Genomic DNA, 19,532 nt, shown 5'->3' on the forward strand with positions numbered 1-19,532 from the left:
GCGGCGTGGGTCACGTGGGGTTCAGCGGGGTGATGCCGGTGTCCGTGTACAGCTCGGGTTCGAGTGACAGGACCGTGAGCGGCTCTCCCGCCCTCACCGCGTGCCAGGCGATTGCGGCGGCGTGGGCCACCGGCCAGACCACTTCCGTCCAGTCCATCGTGTCCACCGCGTGTGCCGCGGTGAACGGGACGTTCTCCGCGTACCGCAGGGACGCCGCGTGCTTGCCGGCGCCCGCGACCTGCCGTTCGGCAGCGAGCACGGCGAGGGACGGGACGAGGACCCGACCGGTGCCGCGCGAAGCCTCGATGTAGAGGCCCGTGAAGAAGGGGTCCGCGCGGTACAGGGCGGCCAGAGCCGTGTGGTCCAGGACGGCCGTCAGGTTCATGCGGCGGCGCCGCCCTGATGGGCACGGATCTTCGCCCAGGCATTCTGGCCGACCTGCTGGACCTGCTCGGTGTACTCCACGCCGAGCTCACGGGCGGCCTCGACAGCACGCTGCTCCCGCTCGGCCTCCGTGAGCTCACGCTTGGCGAGCTCTTCCAGCAACTCGGTAATGGTGGTGCCGCGCTCGTCGGCGAGGATACGCAGCCGGTCGCGCACTTCCTCGCTGGTCTTAATGCTCGTCGGCTTGCTCATGCCATTCATTCTACCGTCGGTAGAACCACCGGGCAGTGCGCAGAGACAGCGGCTGTAACTGAGCACCTTATGTGGCGGATGGACAAGGCAGCGGCACGGGCGGCATCGCGGCGGGCCTGCTCCGCGCGAGTGGTCGCTGCGGGCAGCCACGTCGGTGAGCGCGGCGTGCAGGGCGGCGAGGCCGTGGAGGTAGCGGCAGGCGGGTCCGGCGCTGATGTGCGGGCGTTCTCGCCGGCACGGACGTCGAGGATGTCGGGCAGGTGCTCCACGAGCAGCGGAGCCAGGGCGGCCACCGGCACGGTGATGGACAACGGGATACCGTGCAGAGTGGCGAGGGTCGCCGCGATCAGGGCGAGAACCGAGGCAGCGGCCGTGGCCGGCCATACGGCCTGCGGGTCGAGGCAGATCCGGTATGCCGGCCGCCTTTCCAGCCGGCGCAGACCGAGGCGCTGCGCGCGGGTCGCGAGCGGGCTGAACACGGCGATCCGGTCAGGCTCGTGGGGCAGGCTCCCGTCGGCCGGAACCGTCCAGTCGGTCCACCCCCACCCCGTCCGCTCGCGGATCCAGACGGGCTCGCAGCCCTGCGCGCAGTCGGCGCCGCAGCAGACGTGGCCGCCGCTCAGCGCCCGGGCCTGTGCCCTCTTCCACCGGCTTGGCTGCTGCCGGAAGGGGGCGCAGCCTGGGGACGGTCCCGTGGGCCGGTGGTGTCCGGTTGGTCATGGCGTGCTTCCTTCCGTCGGGCCGGTGAAGGTTGTGGCGCAGGTGGTGCAGCGTCCGTCGCTGCGAGGGTGGGCGCGGCGTGGGGTGGGGCCGGGGCAGGTGGAGCACTGGGGCCAGTCGAGGCAGGCGGGGCAGAGGTCTTCGCCGGGTGCGGTGGCAGGGACGCCGCAGCCGGCGCACTCGACCAGGGCGCGGTAGGTGAGGGCTTCGGCGACCGTGCGGGCCGCGGGCGCTGTGGACGGCCACTGGATCGACTGGTGGGCGGGTGGTTCGTCGTCCAGGACGTCGTCCAGGGGGTAGCCGGGGTGGTGCGGGCTGGTGAGGGTGGCGGGGGGTGGGTAGGCCTGGGCAGCGCGCAGGCGGGCGGCGATGATCGCGCCGACACTGGTACGCACCGGAGTCGGCAGGGGACGGCCGGCGATGACGTGGCGCAGTTGGGCGCTGGTCCAGCCGGACTCCGGCATCACGGTCGCGACCCGGCCCCGGTCGGTCAGCGTCTTCCCGGTCAGCAGCAGCTCGGGGCGGGCGGCGCCGATCTCCAGCAGCAGCCGGATCCCGGGATGCATCTCATCGGCCGCAGGCACGGGCGGCGCAGCCCGCGGAGCGTCGGGGGCTGCGGGCAAGCTGACGGCCGGGGGCGCGGCTGCGTCCGGTTGGCCCGTCCCCGAGGAGCCCCTCGAGCTGGCGGCGCGGGCGCAGGGACGGAGGGGTGCGGTCTTCTGCTTGTTGGTCTTCTTTCTCTTGGTCTTCTTAGCGGGGCGATTAACCAACGTAGGTTTATCCACCGGTGGAAAACCCGACTCTGGTTGTGACCTGCAGCTTTGCAGGGCGGGCAGGTCGGTGATGAAGTACACCGCCGCACCGAGGGTCCCGCCCCGACCGCGCTCGCGTTCACGGACGAGGAAACCGTGCTGCTCCAGTTCCTTCAGGCCGCTCCTGACGGCCGCCTCGCCGTCCCGGCCGCAGCGGGCAAGGTCGGTGACCGTCATCCGCCAGCCCACCTGGTGCGTGGAGAGCAGCCCGAACAGCCCCTTCGCCTTGAACGACAACCCGACGTCACGGAACAGACCGTTGGCGATCTGCGTGAACTGATCCCCCGCCATCACGCCCCGGCGGATCCCCGCCCCGCAACCGCTCACCGCGGACCCCCGCACACGAGGCACGCACGGTCGTCGAGGCCCTGCAGCCGGACCACGCCAACAGGCCGCCCCAGGCCACCGGATGAGGAGACGCACACGAGTTCCATGCCGGTCAGCCCACCGGCCACCCCGACCAGACAGACGACCACACCCTCGATCACAGGTCACAAAACGACAACAGACGCACTGAACAACCTTGGTAGGCCCCATGGTCGGCCCGACCAAGGCCCCTTCCTGGCGCGGCAGGGATGCAGGCTGACGCGGCCCGTATGCGTCACGCCCTGGCCCGGGCCGGTATCTACCGGCCATGACCGGTGGACTGGAGGCGCGGCGGCTCGCGCGGTGGCCAACGCGGAGTTTGATGTCCTGTCCTCGTCCGCCAAAGCGTCGCTCGCCGACATCCTGAAGGCGGCGCTCGACGAGGGAGCGTGACTACGCCGCGGACCGAGTCGGCAAGCGCGGAACTGGCCCGAAGTGACGCTGAGTGCGGCGGCTTGCCCGCCGAAGGTGAGGGCGGCCCGCGACCTGCTGCGCGCCGACGCGCGAGGGACGCGGAGCGGTCAGTGCACCCGCTGGGCCGCCGCGTACGACAGGGGGCGGAACCGCTGCTGGAGGCCTGGCCGAGGGTGGTATGACGCCCGTACATAGGATGCGATCATGTACATGAAAGGGCGCAGCCTCAGACTCACAGCGGTGTCGGTGATGGTCGTCCTGGCCCTGACCGGCTTCTCGTCGGGCCGCGACCAGGCAAACAGCAGCGAGGACAACAGCGGCGGAGCAGGTTGCAGCAGCTCCGGCCAGGACCACGACGGTTCGACGCCGGACGGCAGCGTTCCGCCCGGCAGCTCGCCCACCGGTTCGCCCAGCAGTGACTCGCACGACTCCAAGGCGAGCGACGATGAAGCCGGCGGCGGCACCGCGCAGCCCACGCCCACGGTGTCCCCCACCAGCAGTTCCGCCCAGCCCTTGAAAGACGGCACCGCCGTGCTCGTGCGGTGCGCGAGCACGGAGGACCCATACGCGACCGTCGAGGTGAGGAATCCGAACGGACGTGACACCGTCCTGGACCTGAAAGTCAGCTTCGCGGACCAGCACGGCTTCACCTTGCTCGACACCGGCCATCAGCTGCTGGTTTCCGCCAAGGGCACCACAACCTACCGGGTGCCCATCGCCGGCTCGCAGTACGCGGACAAGATCGCGCAGTGCAAGGTCGATCCCGTAGCCGCTGCCGCCTGGTGACGCACCAGGAGCGGACCGCCCGCAGCGTTTGCCGAGCAGGGACCAACCGGGCCAGTCTGAGGACAAACCGTGCACCGGACGGGGAGTTCACATATCGCCATCAACGGGGAATCACCCACTGACCAGCCATGGTCGGCCCCGTGGTCGGGCCGACCAAGAGCGCCTGCCGCGTGCGTGGCGGTGTGCACACTCACGGATGCACAGTGGTCTCGGCACTCCATGTGCAGGTGCCTGCACAACGAGCCGGGGGGCTTGCACAGTCGGCGAGCGCGGCGACTGTGCACAGCGCGGCCGCACAGTCACCTCCGGATGCGCAGACGCTCCGCCGACCCCCAGCCGAGGTGCCCCAACTCGTGCCCCGGTGCCGGCGCAGATCCTGCCGTTGACCGTGGTCGGGCCCTTGGTCGGGCGCCCAGGCGGCGGCCACCATGTCCGGCTCCGGCCGCTAGGCACGAAAAGGCGGCAGGCCGCTGACCAGCCATGGACGGACCTATCATCGGGCCGACCAAACCGGCCTCTCCCCCGACCGACCAGACAGGCAGCCACCCGTCTCTGGCCACCCGCCACACAACCGCCGCATGCCCACTGACCGGCCATGGTCGGCGCCATGGTCGGGGCGACCAAGGATGCCTGTCGCGTATTAGGCGGCGTGCACACTCACGGATGCACAGTGGCTCCGGTGCGCAATGTGCAGGCGCCTGCACAACGAGGGCGAGGGCACGCACAGTCGGCGAGCGCGACGACTGTGCACAGCGCAGCCGCACAGTCACCTCCTGGCTGCACCCTCGGCCTGCTGATGCAGGGTTGGCAGGCACACCGTCGTCTTCACTGTGCCGACGCGCGTCCTCCGTGGGCCGTGGTCGGGCACACGGGCGGGGCCGTGGTCGGGCCGACCAAGCCAGCCTCTCCTGCCCCCGACCAGACAGGCGGCCACCACCCCCGGCCACCCGCCACGAAACCGCGGCATGCCCCTGACCAGCCATGGTCGGCGCCATGGTCGGGGCGACCAAGGGTGCCTGCCGCGTGGGTGGCGGTGTGCACACTCACGGATGCACAGTGGTCTCGGCGCTCAGCGTGGAGTGTCTGCTGGCCGGCGGGGACGGCGGGGGCACCGATCTGAGCCGCAAGGTCCAGCAGCGCGCCGCGGTGCTCGTCGGTGCGGACGACGATGACCGCCTGCAGGTCCGCAACACAGTCGGGGCAGGCTACGCGGCCCGCTCGGCCTACGGCACGGCGACAGGGAGAAGGCGTCGGATCTGCAGGCCTGGCGGTCGGTGGTACGCCGAGTCCTGATCCAATGGGCCGTCCAGGCGGCGCACTGCACACAGCTGTCCGGGCGGCACGGCGGACGGGAAGGAGGGGCCAACCTCCTCGATGACGCCCTGCTCTCCCGCCGCCTGCACCAGGAGCACATCGCCGACCCCAGGGATGCCTTCCGTGCCGACGGTGGCAACACTCCCCTGCAGTCCGTCACACGCCGGGCAGCCCGCAGGTTCCCATCGGCCGGGCCCAGCGTCTCGCCCGTCGACGTGGTGTAGTAACCCGCCGGCGTGAGGCAGGCAGGGGGACTGTGAATCGTTTGGCTCTTCCTAGATTTCCGTAGGCCTTGATCGTCCGTGACTGCGCGTCAGCTGAGCAGGTCGATGTGACGCAGGAGGCGGTGGCCGGCACGGCCGTACATCAGGCGCTTGAGGAGTTTGACCTTGGTGTTGGCACTCTCGGTGCGGCCGTTGTGGTGGGGGAGGCCTCGACGGCGGCTCGGTCGCGCTTCAGACCGTTCGCGAAGGCGCTCTCCAGCCTCACTCCCACCCGCCTGCAGGTGAGCCTGGGGGTTTGCGTGTCGGCACCGGCACTCCGTGCCTGATGGCGTGTCCGGCATTGACCCCGTACACGATGTCTCGCAGGAGGTTCCGTACATGCTGAAGCAACAACCTCATGTGAGGGTCTCCAAGCAGTCTCGACTGGCGAGCAGGAGGCGAAAACGCTCTCCCTGGAGTATACCCACCAGTATGGCTACCGCCTAGCTGTCGACATGACGGTCAGCCGCCAGGACGGAAGGGTCGGGTCGTGCAGGCGAAAGGTCACCCCGCCCGCCCCTTGCGCCCCTGTGTCCGGCGCTATCCGGACTTGCCCAACACCCGCCGTGCTTTGGCGTGCCCGGAATCCCGGCGGCACCTCGGTGCGAAGGATCCGACCGCCGGGCACCGAGCGCCTGGCACGTTCCGGCACTACGCCACCGTCAGCATGGCGGCCAGCTCCTCCAGACCGGCCGACCGACAGGTGAACGAGTCGCTCTCACTCGGCGGATCCCCGACCGGTCGCTGCACGTAAGCGGTTCGCATGCCCGCGGCCTGGGCCCCGCGCAGGTCCCAGGCGTGCGCGGCAACCATGAGTACACGCTCCGGCGGAGCACCCGCCGCGTCCAGCGCGAGCTGATAGACCTCAGGCGCGGGCTTGTACGCCCGGACGTCCTCAGCGGACAGTGCTTGGTGCCAGCGCAATCCCGCGTGAGCGTTGAGCCGGAGCAGGGCGCTGCGGCCGGCATCGCTGAGGGCCAGCACCGGAAAGCGCTCGGCCAGACGTGCGAGGCCGACCAGGGAGTCGGCCCAGGGCTCCATGCGCTGCCTCGCGGAGGCCAGCCGATCGAGGGCGCCGGCGTCGGACAGGCCGACGTGCTCGGCCACGCGCTCGGCCGCCTCCCGGTCGAGGACCTGCGAGTTGGCGTAGGGCCGCGCATTTTCCGCGATGCGACGCTGCTCCTGCTCCACGTGCTCTCGCCACACATCGAGCATCTGGCCCACAGACACCCCCCCGGGCGCTCCTTCCAAGGCGTCAGCCGCCTCCCGCATGGCCGCTCGCATTCCGCCGGGTTCGTCGACCATCGTGCCGAGGACGTCGAAGACGACGGCCTCGATGCCGCATGCCTCGCTCATCCAGCCTCCTCATTACGGCGTTCCGGCGTCATACGGTGGATCGAACCGGTTGATCGGGCCCGCCATTACCCCATTCGTGGCATGTCGGACGGACAGGCGTTTAGCGGGTCGTCCTCGGACGTTGACACCTGCACAGTGGCTGTTGTAGCCATACCGATGGGTGTAGCGTTGAGTCGTGATTGTCAACAGCGAGACCGTCGGTCGAAGCAACAAGCGTTCCGGCGCGCAGCACCTCACGCCGGCCGGTGTGAAGATCCTGCAGACAGCCTCGCGGCTCTTCTACGAGCAGGGCATCCGCGCCGTCGGTGTCGAGGCGATCGCGGAGGAAGCGGGCGTCACCAAGAAGACCCTCTACGACCGCTTCGGCTCGAAAGAGGACCTCATCGTCGCCTATCTGCGCGCTCGGGACGGCTTGTGGCGTTCCTCGCTGGTGACATACGTCAACGGTCATGACGGTCCCCCAACAGAGAAGATCCTGGCCACGTTCGGTGCCCTGCGCGAGTGGATGCGCGAGCGGAACCTGCGGGGCTGCGCCTTCATCAACGCGTCCGTGGAGCTCCCCGAAGGCCACCCGGGCCGGGATGTCGCCCGCGATCAGAAGGCGTGGCTGCTCGCCTATCTGGAAGCACTGGCCGTGGAAGCTGGTGTCGACGACCCCGCGGGGCTGGCCGCCGAGGTTCTGATCCTGCACGAGGGGGCCTGCGTCGTCGATTCCATGCGGTCGCTGGATCAGGCCGTGGACCGCGCTGAGCATGTGGCCAGGGTCCTCATCGAGAGGTCACTCGCCGAGTGATCGCTGCGGTCCCAGTCGCATGACACACGAGACTTGATCCCCGTTCGCCTCGGCGGCCGGGACCGACCTACGAGCCCCGGCCGCCGGCGAGGTTACTAAGCAACGAGAGAAGCGGCGGCGAGGGAATTCGACGTGGGTGCCGTACCGGCCGCTCGGCCGTTCGTCATCACGCGTCCGAGGCCACCGTTCGACTGCCGGGCCAGGTCGGCCGCATAGGCCCGCAGCAGGTCGTGCATGCGATAGTGACGCTCGTCATGACGCTGGACCAGGTGCGCTGCTGCCAGGTTGCACAGCGACAGCGAGGCCTGCTCCGGCGGGACACCCGCGATCGAGGCCGCGCCGACCACGTCGATCAGATGCCCCGGGAGCAAGCCGAGCCCCCGGAAGACGTGAGCGCTCTGCTCATCGAGTGCCCTGTACGAGGTCTCGAATGCGTCGCGGAGCGCCACGTCACCCTCGGCGAGGTCCAGCCGGGCCTGCTGGGGTTCGAGATCGGCGGCAATGAGCTCGGCACTGTCGTGCTGTTGGCTCACGATCCGCTCGGCGGCCAGGACCAGTGCCAGTGGAAGGCGCCCGCATCGCTCCGCCAGTACTGCCACCGCGCCCGGATTGGCGTCGGCCCGTACCTGGCCTATGACCGCGCCGATCAGCTTGGCGGCTTCCGGCTGGCGCAGCTCGGGCAGAGGCAGCGAGACGGCGTCCACCAAGGGCATCAGCCCTGGTAGACGCGACCGGCTGGTCACGACGACGGCGCATCCCGCAGACCCGGGTAACAGAGGGCGGATCTGCTGGGCGTCCGCGGCGTTGTCCAGGACCAGCAGCATTTCCCGGCCGTGCAGGTACGACCGAAAGGTAGCAGCCCTTTGGTCCAAGTCCGCAGGAATGCGTCCCGCAGGCACGCCCACGGCGTGCAGGAGATCCTCCAGCACGTCGAAGGGTGCAGCCGCGGCGTCCGGTTCGGGCCCCTGTAGGCTGACGAAAAGCTGCCCGTCGGGGAAGTGACCGTCGTTGACCGCTCGGTGTGCCCACTGCACCGCGAGTGCGGTCTTTCCCACACCGGGCGGGCCGTTGATCACTCCCACGGGTACTGCGAGCGGCTGCTCATGGCCTTGGAGAAGTCCGTCCAGTTGACGCAGGTGATGGTGTCGCCCCACGAAATTCCGTTTCGCGGTGGGGAGTTGCCCAGGCCGGACCCAGCCTTGCTGCTGGCGAGTCGCCGCTTCCAGGGCGGAGGCGATGGCGGTGAAGGTGGTTCCGGCGTCCAGTGCCTGATCGCAGGCCCTTGCGAAGCCCGCCGACGGGGACCGCTTTCCGGTCTCGACCTTGCTGATGTGGCCCGGGTTGTAATGCACCCGGGTGGCCAACTGCGTGAGCGAAAACCCGCGCTCCGTGCGGTGGGCGCGCAGTAGCTGCCCGAACGTCGTCGGCAGGCCGGTGCGACAGTCGATGGTGTCCTGGGTGAGCTGAGTCGACGATGAGCCCTGCGTCGGTTCTCGTTCCATTGTGTAGTCCCCAGCATTGTTCAGTTTGGTCTGAAGCAGTCGGCTCGCACCAGGGTCGCTGCGACGGCCGGGCCTGCTTTCCGGCCTGGGCGGTGGGTCAGATGGTCCGGAGCGCGTACTTCGGACCGTCTCGGCGGTTGCGCACGCAAGGCCATGGACGTCGGCACCACTTATTGAGGCAGCCGCCTCGTGCCCCGCACCGGCGGAGATGACTGCGGATGTCTTCGGCGGCCGGCTAGTCGCCCGGCATCGCCAGCAAATCGTCATGGGTCGGGAACCGGGAGGCGATGCCGTCGGGCAGGATCCGGATGGCGCCGCGGTCGCTCCGCTGGAGGAAGCGGATCGCGGTGCAGTTCGGGCTTGCGCCCGCGTCGAACCAGTGGGGCGTTCGGCCGGGTACGGTCAGCAGGTCCCCTGCCGTGCACAGCACCGCGTACACCTGGCCGGTGACGTGGAGAGAGAAGCATCCCGTCCCCGCCACGACAAAACGCACCAGATCGTCGTCGTGGACGTGCTCTTGCCGGAGTTCGTCACGCGCTGGAGACGTCTGCCGCCTTTGGCCGGTGGTGTCGGCCGGAGGGGGATGCATGCGGACGATGTCGACGATCCTGTAGCCGCCCTCAGCGCTCAGGTGGTCAATGTGGCTCTGGTAGGCCTTCATGACCGTGGTGTCATCGGCGTCGGCGGGAAGCCGGCGGGCGGCGTGCCACCGGGCGAAGCGCACCCCGATCCTGAGCAGTTCGTTGTGGATGACGTCCAGGTCGCCGGTCCGCACCCGCACCCTCTCCGGCGCGTTCTCCGGCATGATCTGGAGCAGTGTCACCGGGCATTCTCCCTGGCCGGAGCGGGTATGCCGGAGCCCACTTCGGCTCTGAGCAGATGGCTGAGCTGTTCGGTGCACTCCAGTCTGCTGAGCGCTTCGTCAGCGTCACGGCCCCAGGCGATCACGGCGTCGCCCTGGACGAGCAGAACCGCAGGGGTGGTGGCCGGGGTGTCGAGAGCAGCCACCACTTCCTCAGCGAAACGCGACGCCTCGAGACGGTCCGCGACGGCCGGCGGTGCCGGCAGACAGGCATGCGGCGAGCCGAGTGTCCGAGCCGTCTGCGGTTCCCCGGGGGTCGCTCGGCGGAAAGGACTGCTGCCGCCGGTCAGCGGGGCGCCTGACTCAGCGCGGGGTTCTCGCGCACAGATCACTGCTTGGCAGTCGGGCACGTGCCGGTAGAGGGCGAGGTGCACCGGCGTTTCGGCAGGGGGCCATTCGGTCTCCCCGATCAACGGCAGTCCTTCGACCAGGTCCACCATCACGGTGTCCTGACGGGTCATCACCGTCCTGTCGAGGCCGTCGGCGGTGATCAGAACCGCTTCACCCGATCGAACCGAGACGCTGCCGGACGTTCCCAGCAGCCCACCACGCCGGCACAGTAACTCGCCGACTGCCGAGAGGAGGTGCTCACGTTGCGACTCGACGTCATCGCGGATGTATACGGGTCTCACTGATTTTCTTCTCCCGTACGGGCCAGTGGTTGTGTCCGCGTGCACCCGCCGCCGCCGCCGCTCCGTTGGCCTCTCAGTGGACCGACCGTGCACCTTTCGGGGACAGCCAACGCCTCATCAGCCGCTACGCCGGACAGATGGAGCAACACGTGTGCATCTCCTTCGTGGGGGGAGAGACAGCGATGTATACCTACCGGTATAGTTACATGCTAGGGAGCCGATCTTTCCAGTGTCAACGGGCTACTCCCGAGGTGGCTGGAAAGCTCAGCTCCCCGTCGCAGTGCAGCAGATCGGCCGACAGCTGACGGGGCCGTCGACAAGCGGCGGCTGTCCGGTCAATGGCGACATGGGCTCATCGCGGCCGGCCGGTGCACCGGCTTCAAGGCCGGGCGACACACCCGGCGCGACACTCCGGGGCCTCCTGTTGCCACCGTTGCCTGACGACAGGCAATAGGCACCCCCTTGTACAGCTTCACCGACGATGCCGATAGTGAAGTCACGTCCGGCACAGGATGCCGTTCCTCCCGGAGGGCGCGATTCGATCACGTTGATTCCTCCGGCACAGGCGGGTTCGTGCGCCCGTCGGCCCTTCGTCGTCGAATCGTGAGCCGAGGACTCGCTCGAAAGCAGTACTGCCGCCACCTCTAAGGAGACCGAGATGGGTACACGCGTCGACCATGCCGAATTGGTTGTGTCGCCCGGCGAGTTCTTCAAGATAAGCGAAACCGAACGGATCAGGTCATCCATCGGGCTCCGGCTTTCGGACCACTCCTATCTCCCGAAGGCACAGGATCCGCGGGCCGACTGGGTGGCGAGCGTCGCCGTGCCGGCGTTCAAGACGCTGGCGCACATGGGCGTTCTCGCCCCGCGGTTCTGCACGATCGGGACGGGGGCGGGCCTCGACGCCCTGGCGGCCGTGGAGATCCTGCACGCACGTACCGTCGGTTTCACCGACCTCCACGAGGACGTCCTCGCGTATGCGCGGGAAAACATCCGCAGCAACCTCCTGGACACGGATGTCGAACTGATCGGTGGAGCGGGCGACCTTCTCGCTCCGATGGCCGGCAAGCTGTCGCAGATCGACGTGATCTACGAGAACCTCCCCAACATTCCGATGGCAGGCAGCGAGGATCTGGCCGACGGCCAGACGAGCTCGACCTTCATCACCGAGCGAAGCGAGGAGATCCCCGGTTCCGCGGAGAAGAACCTCGTGACGCTGCACTACCTGGCTCTCCAGCAGGCGCATCCTCTCCTGCGGGTCGGCGGGCGCGTGCTGTCGTCGATCGGCGCGCGCATTCCGTTGTCCGAGATCCTGGCCCTGTCCGGAGCCGCCGGGTACAACGGCAGCATCCTGACCTACACCTGGAAGGTCCAGTCCGAGCCGACCGAGGTGGTCGGCGGATACGCCCAGTGGGAGAGGGAAGGGCTGGGTCCGTTCCACTTCTACCCGGTGAACGTACTGCGCGACGCCTTCGAGGGCCTGTCACCCGCGGCGGCCGGGGCACAGGCCCTGGCGCTGGAGGAACAGCTGGCGCCGTTCGAGATGTCGGCGCTGGACGCCCTGGCCCTGGTGGAGAAGGGCGAAAGGGTCGGTCACACGGTCGCGATTCTCGACTCGGTGAAGATTCCCGACTGGGCCCTCTGACGGAACCTCAGCGTCACTTCGGCAGAGGGACAGTCGGCAGCGGCCGGTGCGGACACCGGGCCCGCACCGGCCCGGTGTCCGCACCACATCCGCCTGAGCGGCCCCGCGTCACCGTTTTCCACACTCAGCAGGGAGTCGGCATGAATGTCCAGTCGTTCATCGGCAGGACGCCACTCGTCGAACTGAAGACCTTCGACGTTCCGGCCGGTGTTCGGATATTCGCCAAGGCAGAGTTCATGAACCCGGGGGGCAGCATCAAGGATCGGATCGTCCGCTACATTCTCGATGACGCCGAGCGCCGCGGTCTGCTCCGGCCGGGCGCAACGATCGTGGAGAACACCTCCGGAAACACAGGTGCGGCGATCGCGATGATGGCGGCCACACGTGGCTACCGCGCGATCCTGACCATGCCGGACAAGGTGAGCCAGGAGAAGCAGGACGCGTTGCGCGCCATGGGCGCCGAAGTGATCGTCTGCCCGGCCTCGGCCCCACCGGACTCGGCCAAACACTATGTGTCCCGCGCGAGGCGCCTCCACGCGGAGACGCCGGGCTCGTTCATGCTCAACCAGTACGACAACCCACTCAACGCGGAGGCGCACTTCCGGTCGACGGGACCCGAGATCTGGGAGGCGCTCGGCCGGTCGGTGACGACGTTCGTCGCATCGGGGAGCACAGGCGGGACGGTCTCGGGGACTTCGCGGTTCCTGAAGTCGAAGAACCCGTCCGTGACGTCCGTCCTTCTCGATCCGGTGGGCTCCATCTATCACCGGTATTTCCACGAAGGCGTCGTCGACCCCTCGCAGATCTCACCGTACTTCGTCGAAGGCGCGGGCGAGGATCACCTGGCGAAGTGCATGGACTTCTCGGTCATCGACGATGTGCTGCAGTTCAGCGACGCCGATGCCTTCGCCACCTGTCAGCACCTAGCCCGACGCGAGGGGCTCATATGCGGTGGCACCTCGGGTGCCAATGTGTGGGGCGCTGTGCAGGTGGCCCGGTCACTGGCGGAAGGAGCCACGGTCGTCACCGTCCTGCCGGACAGCGGAAACAAGTACATCTCCAAGATCTACAACCAGGACTGGCTGATGCGGAACGGTTTCACCGCCGGGCGGAACGACGCGCTGGAAGCGACTGTGTGATGGGGAGTACGCAGAAGAACGTGGCAGCGGCACTGACGGCCGCTCTGCTGTGGGCGTTCGCCTTCCCCGCCCCGGCCGCCGTCAAGCCGGCGAGTGAACTGCTTCTGGTCACCGGCCGGTACTCCCTGTTCGGCCTGTGCGGCCTGTACGTCCTGTACCGAGGACGGCGCCAGCTCAAGCTGATGTCCATGCGCAGGATCCTCTTCGGCCTGTACATCGGCTTCGTGGGGTACTTCGTCTTCTACATATGCGTCTCGTACTCCGCCACCATGGGCAGCGGCTTCATCACCGCGGTCATCGTGGGGTCCTCACCGATCACCATCGCGGTGGCCGGCAACTTCGCGGAAAAGCGCATGTCGTGGAGCGAGCTGGTCGCGCCGGTCCTCCTGATCCTGTGCGGCCTCACCCTTCTGAGCGCCGTGGACTTCATTCACGAAGGCCCCTCGGACCACGCGAACGACTCACTTCTCGGAATCCTGCTCGCCCTCATGGCCATGCTCACCTGGTCCTACTTCGTCGTCCGCAACGCCCAGTCACAGCGCACCTGGGAGACGAAGCCGGACCCCAAGATCTGGGCGGCGCTGGTGGCCATGGGGGCAGGCGGCGCCTCCATGCTCCTGCTGCCCTTCGCCATCGCCACAACGCCTGAGGAGACCTTCTCTCCGTACCCTCTCTTCAAGATCATCGCCTGGTGCGTCTTCCTCGGGGTCCTCGGTTCCTGGTGGGGCACCTATATCTGGGTGAAGGCGGCACAGGGCATTCCGGTGCCCCTGGTGGGGCCGTTGCTCGCCACGGAGACGATTTTCGGCGCGATCATGAGTCTCCCGGCGGAACGGCGGATGCCGTCCTGGGTAGAGGTCGGCGGCGCCCTGTTCATTCTCGCCGGCATCGCGGTCTACATGGTGTTCGACGTGAAGAACTCTCGATCGCGACGAGACGGTACCGAGCAGCGATCGGATGCGCCGGACGTGCCCGCGGTGACCTAGCAGAGCGAGAAGAAGACCGTCACGGACCTTGATCCGAACCGGGTCCGACCGTATCCGCACCGACAGGGAGGAATTCCCATGAGCAGCTCCTTCACGAACATCAAGCAGTCCCACGCGTTCTTCGACGACTCCCCGGGACTGAAGAACTACTACGAGGACTGGGCGTCGCGGTACGACGTGGACCTGGCGGACCAGAAGTGGGAGGCGCCGCGCGTCGCGGCCAATCTCGTGCACCTGCTCGCCTCCGCCTACCCGACGCCGGACGCGACCGTCTTCGACGCCGGCTGCGGCACCGGCCTCGTCGGCAGTGTCCTGCGCACCCTGGGCACCTACGTGATCGACGGCGTCGATCTCTCGGAGAACATGGCCGCCGAGGCCCTCAAGACCCAGGCGTACCGGAAGGTCTACGGTGGCGTGGATCTCTCGGTCCCCCGGCGCGACGAGCGTCTGGACCAGTACGGCATCGTCGTCAGCAGCGGTGTGTTCACACTCGGCCATGTGCGCCCCACAGCGCTGCTCACTCTGATCGAGTACGCCCTGCCCGGCGGCCTGATCGCGGTGTCCACCCGCGGCAGCTACGCGGCTGAGACCGGTTTCGAGGACTTCGCCCGGTCGGACGAGGTCGCTGCCCTGGCCTCCCTGGAGTTCAAGCTGCAGGACGCCCACTACATCGCCGAAGAGAGCGCCGACTACTGGGTCTTCCGCAAGACCGGTCCGGCGCGGTGACAAGGACCTCGAACCGCTGATCCGGCTCCGAACCCTCCTGTGACCGCACCGCACGTCAGGAACGCACGCAGTCCCCAGCGGTGACAGGGCCACGCACCCTCGGCTCCGGCCCCCGGGGCCACGCGCACGTCGACCGGTATCCACCCCGTCTGCCCTGGAGTGTCATGTCGCGCAGCCTGTTCACCTCGGAGTCCGTGACCGAGGGACATCCCGACAAGATCGCCGATCAGATCAGCGACACTATCCTCGACGCACTTCTGCGTGCCGACTCCGCCTCGCGCGTCGCGGTCGAAACCCTGATCACCACCGGTCAGGTGCACATCGCGGGTGAAGTGACGACCTCCGCCTACGTCGACATCGCCACCCTGGTCCGCAACAAGATCCTGGACATAGGCTACGACTCCTCGGCCAAGGGTTTCGACGGTGCCTCTTGCGGGGTGTCGGTGTCGATCGGCGCGCAGTCGCCCGATATCGCGCAGGGCGTCGACACGGCGTACGAGAGCAGGCTGGACAGCTCGGCCACGGGCGCCGCGACCGGCGGGCTCGACCAGCAGGGCGCGGGCGACCAGGGCCTGATGTTCGGCTACGCGACCGCCGAGACACCTTCCCTGATGCCGTTGCCGATCGAGCTGGCCCACCGGCTCTCACGCCGGCTGACGGACGTCCGCAAGGACGGCACCGTCCCCTACCTCCGCCCTGATGGCAAGACCCAGGTCACCATCGAGTACCTGGGTAGTCGTCCCGCACGCCTGGACACGGTAGTCGTCTCCTCCCAGCACGCGAGCGACATCGACCTGGACAGCCTGCTCACCCCCGACATCCGCGCGGAGGTCGTCGAGCACGTCCTGGGTCAACTCGCCGACGACGGCATCAAACTGGAGACGGAGGGCTACCGTCTGCTGGTCAACCCCACCGGCCGCTTCGAGGTCGGCGGCCCGATGGGTGACGCGGGACTGACCGGACGGAAGATCATCATCGACACCTACGGCGGTTACGCCCGGCACGGCGGCGGCGCGTTCTCGGGCAAGGACCCGTCCAAGGTGGACCGTTCAGCGGCGTACGCGATGCGCTGGGTGGCCAAGAATACCGTCGCGGCCGGCCTGGCCACGCGTTGCGAGATCCAGGTGGCGTACGCCATCGGCAAGGCCGAGCCCGTGGGCCTGTTCGTCGAGACCTTCGGCACCAACACTGTCGCCGTCGAGAAGATCGAGAGCGCCATCCACGAGGTCTTCGACCTCCGCCCGGCTGCCATCATCCGCGATCTCGACCTGCTGCGCCCCATCTACGGCCAGACCGCGGCCTACGGTCACTTCGGCCGCGAGTTGCCAGACTTCACCTGGGAGCGCACCGACCGCACGGACGCCCTGCGCAAGGCAGCGGCAACGGGCTGACCGTGCGGCGCCGGGACACTCCCCCCGGCCCAAAGGACAGCGGTGCGCGGCCTTCCCCCGGGCCGCGCACCGCTTCCCCCGTCGGCACCCACCCCGGTCGTCCCCTCGCCCACCCCGCCTTAGGACCAAGGAGCGCTGTCATGCGTATCGCCGTAAGCGGATCGATCGCGACCGACCATCTGATGGTGTTTCCCGGACGCTTCGCCGAACAACTGCTCAAGGATCAGCTGGAGCGGGTCTCCCTCTCCTTCCTCGCTGATCGGCTTCAGGTGCGCCGCGGAGGCGTCGGCGCCAACATCGCCTTCGGCCTCGGCCTGCTCGGCCTCGATCCGGTCCTGATCGGCGCGGCGGGAGTCGACTTCGGCGAGTACGGCGCCTGGCTCCGGGCGAACGGCGTCGACACGTCCGAGGTCCGGGTCAGCGAGCGTCTGCACACCGCCCGCTTCGTGTGCACCACCGACGAGGACCAGAACCAGATCGCCACCTTCTATGCCGGCGCCATGGCCGAGGCCCCCCGGATCGACCTGGCCGCGATCGCCGAACGTGCCGGCACGCCCACCCTCGTCCTGGTCGGCGCGGACGATCCCGCCGCCATGCTGCGGCACACCGCCACGGCCCACCGACTCGGTGTCCCCGTCGCCGCCGACCCCTCCCAGCAACTCGCCCGCCTGGAGCGCGACCAGGTTCGTCACCTCGTGGACGGAGCACGGTGGTTGTTCACCAACGAGTACGAGGCTGCTCTGCTCCTGGAACGCACCGGATGGACGCGGGACCAGCTGCTGGGGCGGACAGGCACCTGGATCACCACGCTGGGCGAGGCCGGTGTGGCGCTGGCCAGGTCGGGTGCCCCCACGCTGCGGATCCCTGCCGTGCCCACGGACGAAATCGCTGACCCGACGGGCGCGGGAGACGCCTTCCGGTCCGGGTTCCTCGCCGGTACGGCGTGGGACTGGCCACAGGAACAGGCGGCCTGGCTCGGCTGCGCCCTGGCCACCACCGTGCTGGAGGCGGTCGGCACCCAGGAGTACAAGCTCAGCCCTTCGGACCTGATCACCCGTATCGAGCAGACCTACGGCAGCGATCCGGCCCGCGCTCTGGAGCCGCGGCTCGCACAGTTGTCATGATCCTCGAAAGTGGTGGGGCCGGCCGGGAGCACGCCCTGACGGACACCTCCGCGACCTTCTCGTTCGAGTTCTTCCCGCCTAGGACAGCTCAGGGCGAACAGACGCTCTGGCGGGCCATCCGCCGGATCGAAGCGCTCGCCCCGGACTTCGTGTCCGTCACCTACGGGGCCGGCGGGTCCTCGCGTGAGCGGACCATCGACGTGACGCGACGGGTAACGGCCGAGACAACCTTGCGACCGGTGGCTCATCTGACCGCCGTGGGGCACTCGATCACCGAACTGCGGCACATCATCGGCCAGTACGCCGACGCGGGAATCCGCGACGTGCTGGCCCTGCGCGGTGATCCACCCGGCGACCCGAACGGCCCCTGGATCCCCCACCCGGGCGGTTTCACCCACGCCTACGAGCTGGTGGAGCTGGTCCGATCCCTGGGGGACTTCACCATCGGAATCGCCGCCTTCCCGGAGAAGCATCCGCGCTCGCCTGACTGGGACAGCGACATCCGGCACTTCATCGCCAAATGCCGCGCAGGCGCGGACTACGCGATCACCCAGATGTTCTTCGACGCAGAGGACTACCTACGGATGCGGGACCGTGTCGCCGCAGCGGGCTGCGACATCCCGATCATTCCGGAGATCATGCCGGCGGTCGATGTCCGCCAGATCCGCCGCTTCGCGGAGCTGTCCCACGCCGCGTTTCCCGAGGACCTCGCACACCGCCTGGAGGCGGTCCGCGACGACCCCGTGGCCGGTCACCGGATCGGCGTCGAGCATGCCACCGCCATGGCCGGGCGCCTGCTGGCCGAGGGCGCACCGGGTCTGCACTACATCACGCTGAACAAGTGCACGGCGGTCCTGGACGTCCACCGCAACGTGCTGGACGCAAGGAGTCCTCATGTGAGCTGAGTTCAACGATCTCAGGGTCGCCGACCTCTCCCTGGCCGAGTTTGGCCGCACGGAGATCACCCTCGCCGAGCGCGATATGCCCGGCCTCATGGCGATCCGCGAGGACCGTGATGCCGGGCAGGGACGCCAGATGCTCCGCCGTGCCGGGCCGGGACCGGTCGGCCTTCACCAACGCGCACGCCGGGGCATGGAGGAACCAGCCGGCCTAACCGTAAGCCCGGTGGATGAGGCGGGAAGCGAGAACATCGCCCTGTCCGGCCGCGGCCATCGCGGTGTCGTCCAGGACGATGTGCATGGCGTCGCTCACCGGCCGGTCACCCGGCCTGGGCGGCGGTCCAGCCCGCTGTCGCGTTGGACGCGGCAGCATTCATCCTCCGAGGTGGCGCTCTTTCGGACGTGTCCCCGTAAGGATCCAACACGCGCAAGGTTGCCTTGGTAGGTCTCGTCCACGCCGAGTAGGACGTCGGCCAGCTCGTCGCCACGTGCGTACGACCCACGGATCAAAGTCCCCCTGGACCGATCCCAGTCCAGCACAGGCCGGTCGGCCGTGGACGCCGTCGCGCTCCCCCAGGGCCTGCTGGCGGAACTCGCCAAGCTCGACCTCCACCAGGAGCGCTGGGTCTGCATCGCCTCCGCCGACTCCCCCACGGCCACGGCCGCAAGCGCCCAGGATCTCGCGGACCACCGGTGAGTGGTGCCGTACCACAACACGAGCCTCGCCCCTCCCCCGCTGCAGCGTCTGCGGGACCGGGGCGTCGAGGTACGGGTGGAGGTGACCACCGAGGACTTCCTCGTCGTACCCCACCTGGTCGCGGGCACCACCAGGATCGGCCTCGTGCCCGAACGGGCGGCTCACCCGTAGACCCCGGGCAACGACATGGTCGTCGTCGACCTGCCCTTCGCGCTCGGACTGCTCGTGGAGACCCTGTCGTGGCATGCGCTGCACGAACGGGACCCGGCCCACACCTGGCTGCGGCCGACCGCGGTACGCGCCGGGCAACTGGTCGCGGCAGACGCGCATAGCCGGCATCGGCGCCACCGAGTGGTGGCCGGGTACACCCAGGAGAAGCCGGAGGTTGCAGCGGGAGTGGCCACCACCGGGCGCTGCGACACCCCGTGCAGGAGGAGGGTTCCCGCGAGAGGGCCAGGAGCCTCCTCCT

Annotated in this window: 18 protein-coding genes and 3 pseudogenes; 12 read left to right on the forward strand and 9 right to left on the reverse strand. The window is 68.6% G+C overall.

The features are described 5' to 3' along the window. Positions 1–10: 10 nt before the first annotated feature. The 4 genes and pseudogenes from ACFIF2_RS31055 to ACFIF2_RS31070 form a co-directional block, all read right to left on the reverse strand. Positions 11–385 carry a PIN domain-containing protein gene (locus ACFIF2_RS31055; RefSeq protein WP_395576595.1) on the reverse strand — a complete coding sequence of 125 codons (375 nt, stop codon included), beginning with the start codon at positions 383–385 and terminating at the stop codon, positions 11–13. Continuing rightward, a complete protein-coding gene (locus ACFIF2_RS31060; RefSeq protein WP_395576596.1) occupies positions 382–636 on the reverse strand; it encodes a hypothetical protein in 255 nt (84 codons plus the stop codon). Before ACFIF2_RS31060 ends, ACFIF2_RS31055 begins: the two co-directional genes overlap by 4 nt. Before the next feature lie 5 nt (positions 637–641). Next, entirely contained in the window at positions 642–1,115 is a 474-nt protein-coding gene (locus ACFIF2_RS31065; RefSeq protein ID WP_395576597.1) for a hypothetical protein, read from the reverse strand. Between the two features lie 237 nt (positions 1,116–1,352). Then, positions 1,353–2,489 (reverse strand): annotated as a pseudogene (locus tag ACFIF2_RS31070) (hypothetical protein); the annotation flags it as partial. Between the two features lie 663 nt (positions 2,490–3,152). Here ACFIF2_RS31070 and ACFIF2_RS31075 point away from each other — a divergent pair. Beyond that, positions 3,153–3,734 (forward strand): hypothetical protein, encoded by a 582-nt coding sequence (locus ACFIF2_RS31075; RefSeq protein WP_395576598.1) that lies wholly within the window; start codon positions 3,153–3,155, stop codon positions 3,732–3,734. A 2,228-nt stretch (positions 3,735–5,962) separates the two neighbouring features. Here ACFIF2_RS31075 and ACFIF2_RS31080 read toward each other — a convergent pair. Beyond that, on the reverse strand, positions 5,963–6,667 hold the full coding sequence (locus tag ACFIF2_RS31080; RefSeq protein WP_395576599.1) for a haloacid dehalogenase type II: 705 nt from the start codon (positions 6,665–6,667) through the stop codon (positions 5,963–5,965). Positions 6,668–6,842: 175 nt separating this feature from the next. On the opposite strand from ACFIF2_RS31080, the gene ACFIF2_RS31085 reads away from it, so the two are divergent. Further along, complete coding sequence (locus ACFIF2_RS31085) at positions 6,843–7,460, forward strand: TetR/AcrR family transcriptional regulator (RefSeq protein ID WP_395576600.1); 618 nt, start codon at positions 6,843–6,845, stop codon at positions 7,458–7,460. A gap of 95 nt (positions 7,461–7,555) precedes the next feature. Here ACFIF2_RS31085 and ACFIF2_RS31090 read toward each other — a convergent pair whose 3' ends face one another. The 3 genes from ACFIF2_RS31090 to ACFIF2_RS31100 all read right to left on the reverse strand — a co-directional run bounded on the left by ACFIF2_RS31090 (position 7,556) and on the right by ACFIF2_RS31100 (position 10,456). Beyond that, positions 7,556–8,962, reverse strand: a complete 1,407-nt coding sequence (locus ACFIF2_RS31090; RefSeq protein WP_395576601.1) for a helix-turn-helix domain-containing protein — start codon at positions 8,960–8,962, stop codon at positions 7,556–7,558. Between the two features lie 235 nt (positions 8,963–9,197). Further along, positions 9,198–9,785, reverse strand: a complete 588-nt coding sequence (locus tag ACFIF2_RS31095; protein ID WP_395576602.1) for a cupin — start codon at positions 9,783–9,785, stop codon at positions 9,198–9,200. Further along, complete coding sequence (locus ACFIF2_RS31100) at positions 9,782–10,456, reverse strand: class II aldolase/adducin family protein (RefSeq protein WP_395576603.1); 675 nt, start codon at positions 10,454–10,456, stop codon at positions 9,782–9,784. Before ACFIF2_RS31100 ends, ACFIF2_RS31095 begins: the two co-directional genes overlap by 4 nt. A gap of 658 nt (positions 10,457–11,114) precedes the next feature. On the opposite strand from ACFIF2_RS31100, the gene ACFIF2_RS31105 reads away from it, so the two are divergent. From ACFIF2_RS31105 to ACFIF2_RS31140, 8 genes and pseudogenes are all read left to right on the forward strand, one after another. Then, positions 11,115–12,101 carry a class I SAM-dependent methyltransferase gene (locus tag ACFIF2_RS31105; protein ID WP_395576604.1) on the forward strand — a complete coding sequence of 329 codons (987 nt, stop codon included), beginning with the start codon at positions 11,115–11,117 and terminating at the stop codon, positions 12,099–12,101. A 140-nt stretch (positions 12,102–12,241) separates the two neighbouring features. Continuing rightward, positions 12,242–13,240 (forward strand): PLP-dependent cysteine synthase family protein, encoded by a 999-nt coding sequence (locus tag ACFIF2_RS31110; protein WP_395576605.1) that lies wholly within the window; start codon positions 12,242–12,244, stop codon positions 13,238–13,240. A gap of 20 nt (positions 13,241–13,260) precedes the next feature. After that, positions 13,261–14,226 (forward strand): DMT family transporter, encoded by a 966-nt coding sequence (locus tag ACFIF2_RS31115; protein ID WP_395576606.1) that lies wholly within the window; start codon positions 13,261–13,263, stop codon positions 14,224–14,226. A gap of 78 nt (positions 14,227–14,304) precedes the next feature. Continuing rightward, the gene (locus ACFIF2_RS31120; protein ID WP_395576607.1) at positions 14,305–14,952 is read left to right on the forward strand and encodes a class I SAM-dependent DNA methyltransferase; all 648 of its coding nucleotides are present in this window, start codon (positions 14,305–14,307) and stop codon (positions 14,950–14,952) included. Between the two features lie 164 nt (positions 14,953–15,116). Continuing rightward, entirely contained in the window at positions 15,117–16,343 is a 1,227-nt protein-coding gene (metK, locus tag ACFIF2_RS31125; RefSeq protein WP_395576608.1) for a methionine adenosyltransferase, read from the forward strand. A 140-nt stretch (positions 16,344–16,483) separates the two neighbouring features. After that, complete coding sequence (locus tag ACFIF2_RS31130; protein WP_395576609.1) at positions 16,484–17,467, forward strand: carbohydrate kinase family protein; 984 nt, start codon at positions 16,484–16,486, stop codon at positions 17,465–17,467. Beyond that, positions 17,464–18,372, forward strand: coding sequence for a methylenetetrahydrofolate reductase [NAD(P)H] (gene metF, locus ACFIF2_RS31135; RefSeq protein ID WP_395576610.1), 909 nt, complete (start codon positions 17,464–17,466; stop codon positions 18,370–18,372). Before ACFIF2_RS31130 ends, metF begins: the two co-directional genes overlap by 4 nt. Positions 18,373–18,403: 31 nt before the next feature. Beyond that, positions 18,404–18,493, forward strand: a pseudogene (locus ACFIF2_RS31140) (adenosylhomocysteinase); the annotation flags it as partial. On the opposite strand, the pseudogene ACFIF2_RS31145 reads toward ACFIF2_RS31140, so the two are convergent. After that, positions 18,473–18,667: pseudogene (locus tag ACFIF2_RS31145) on the reverse strand (hypothetical protein); the annotation flags it as partial. The pseudogenes ACFIF2_RS31140 and ACFIF2_RS31145 overlap by 21 nt on opposite strands. A gap of 252 nt (positions 18,668–18,919) precedes the next feature. Between ACFIF2_RS31145 and ACFIF2_RS31150 the strand changes: the two are divergent. Then, the gene (locus ACFIF2_RS31150) at positions 18,920–19,063 is read left to right on the forward strand and encodes a hypothetical protein (RefSeq protein WP_395576611.1); all 144 of its coding nucleotides are present in this window, start codon (positions 18,920–18,922) and stop codon (positions 19,061–19,063) included. Between the two features lie 3 nt (positions 19,064–19,066). Continuing rightward, positions 19,067–19,234, forward strand: a complete 168-nt coding sequence (locus tag ACFIF2_RS31155) for a hypothetical protein (protein WP_395576612.1) — start codon at positions 19,067–19,069, stop codon at positions 19,232–19,234. Positions 19,235–19,532: the final 298 nt, after the last annotated feature.

It is taken from the genome of Streptomyces sp. BK79 (assembly GCF_044142145.1).
GTDB lineage: Bacteria > Actinomycetota > Actinomycetes > Streptomycetales > Streptomycetaceae > Streptomyces.

Excerpts from the sequence above, each read along its gene's own strand:
- ACFIF2_RS31090 (WP_395576601.1), bottom strand. The coding sequence starts at position 8,962 with ATGGAACGAGAACCGACGCAGGGCTCATCGTCGACTCAGCTCACCCAG.
- ACFIF2_RS31110 (WP_395576605.1), top strand. The coding sequence starts at position 12,242 with ATGAATGTCCAGTCGTTCATCGGCAGGACGCCACTCGTCGAACTGAAG.
- metK (WP_395576608.1), top strand. The coding sequence starts at position 15,117 with ATGTCGCGCAGCCTGTTCACCTCGGAGTCCGTGACCGAGGGACATCCC.
- ACFIF2_RS31130 (WP_395576609.1), top strand. The coding sequence starts at position 16,484 with ATGCGTATCGCCGTAAGCGGATCGATCGCGACCGACCATCTGATGGTG.
- ACFIF2_RS31105 (WP_395576604.1), top strand. The coding sequence starts at position 11,115 with ATGGGTACACGCGTCGACCATGCCGAATTGGTTGTGTCGCCCGGCGAG.
- ACFIF2_RS31060 (WP_395576596.1), bottom strand. The coding sequence starts at position 636 with ATGAGCAAGCCGACGAGCATTAAGACCAGCGAGGAAGTGCGCGACCGG.
- ACFIF2_RS31075 (WP_395576598.1), top strand. The coding sequence starts at position 3,153 with ATGTACATGAAAGGGCGCAGCCTCAGACTCACAGCGGTGTCGGTGATG.
- ACFIF2_RS31120 (WP_395576607.1), top strand. The coding sequence starts at position 14,305 with ATGAGCAGCTCCTTCACGAACATCAAGCAGTCCCACGCGTTCTTCGAC.
- ACFIF2_RS31080 (WP_395576599.1), bottom strand. The coding sequence starts at position 6,667 with ATGAGCGAGGCATGCGGCATCGAGGCCGTCGTCTTCGACGTCCTCGGC.
- ACFIF2_RS31055 (WP_395576595.1), bottom strand. The coding sequence starts at position 385 with ATGAACCTGACGGCCGTCCTGGACCACACGGCTCTGGCCGCCCTGTAC.
- metF (WP_395576610.1), top strand. The coding sequence starts at position 17,464 with ATGATCCTCGAAAGTGGTGGGGCCGGCCGGGAGCACGCCCTGACGGAC.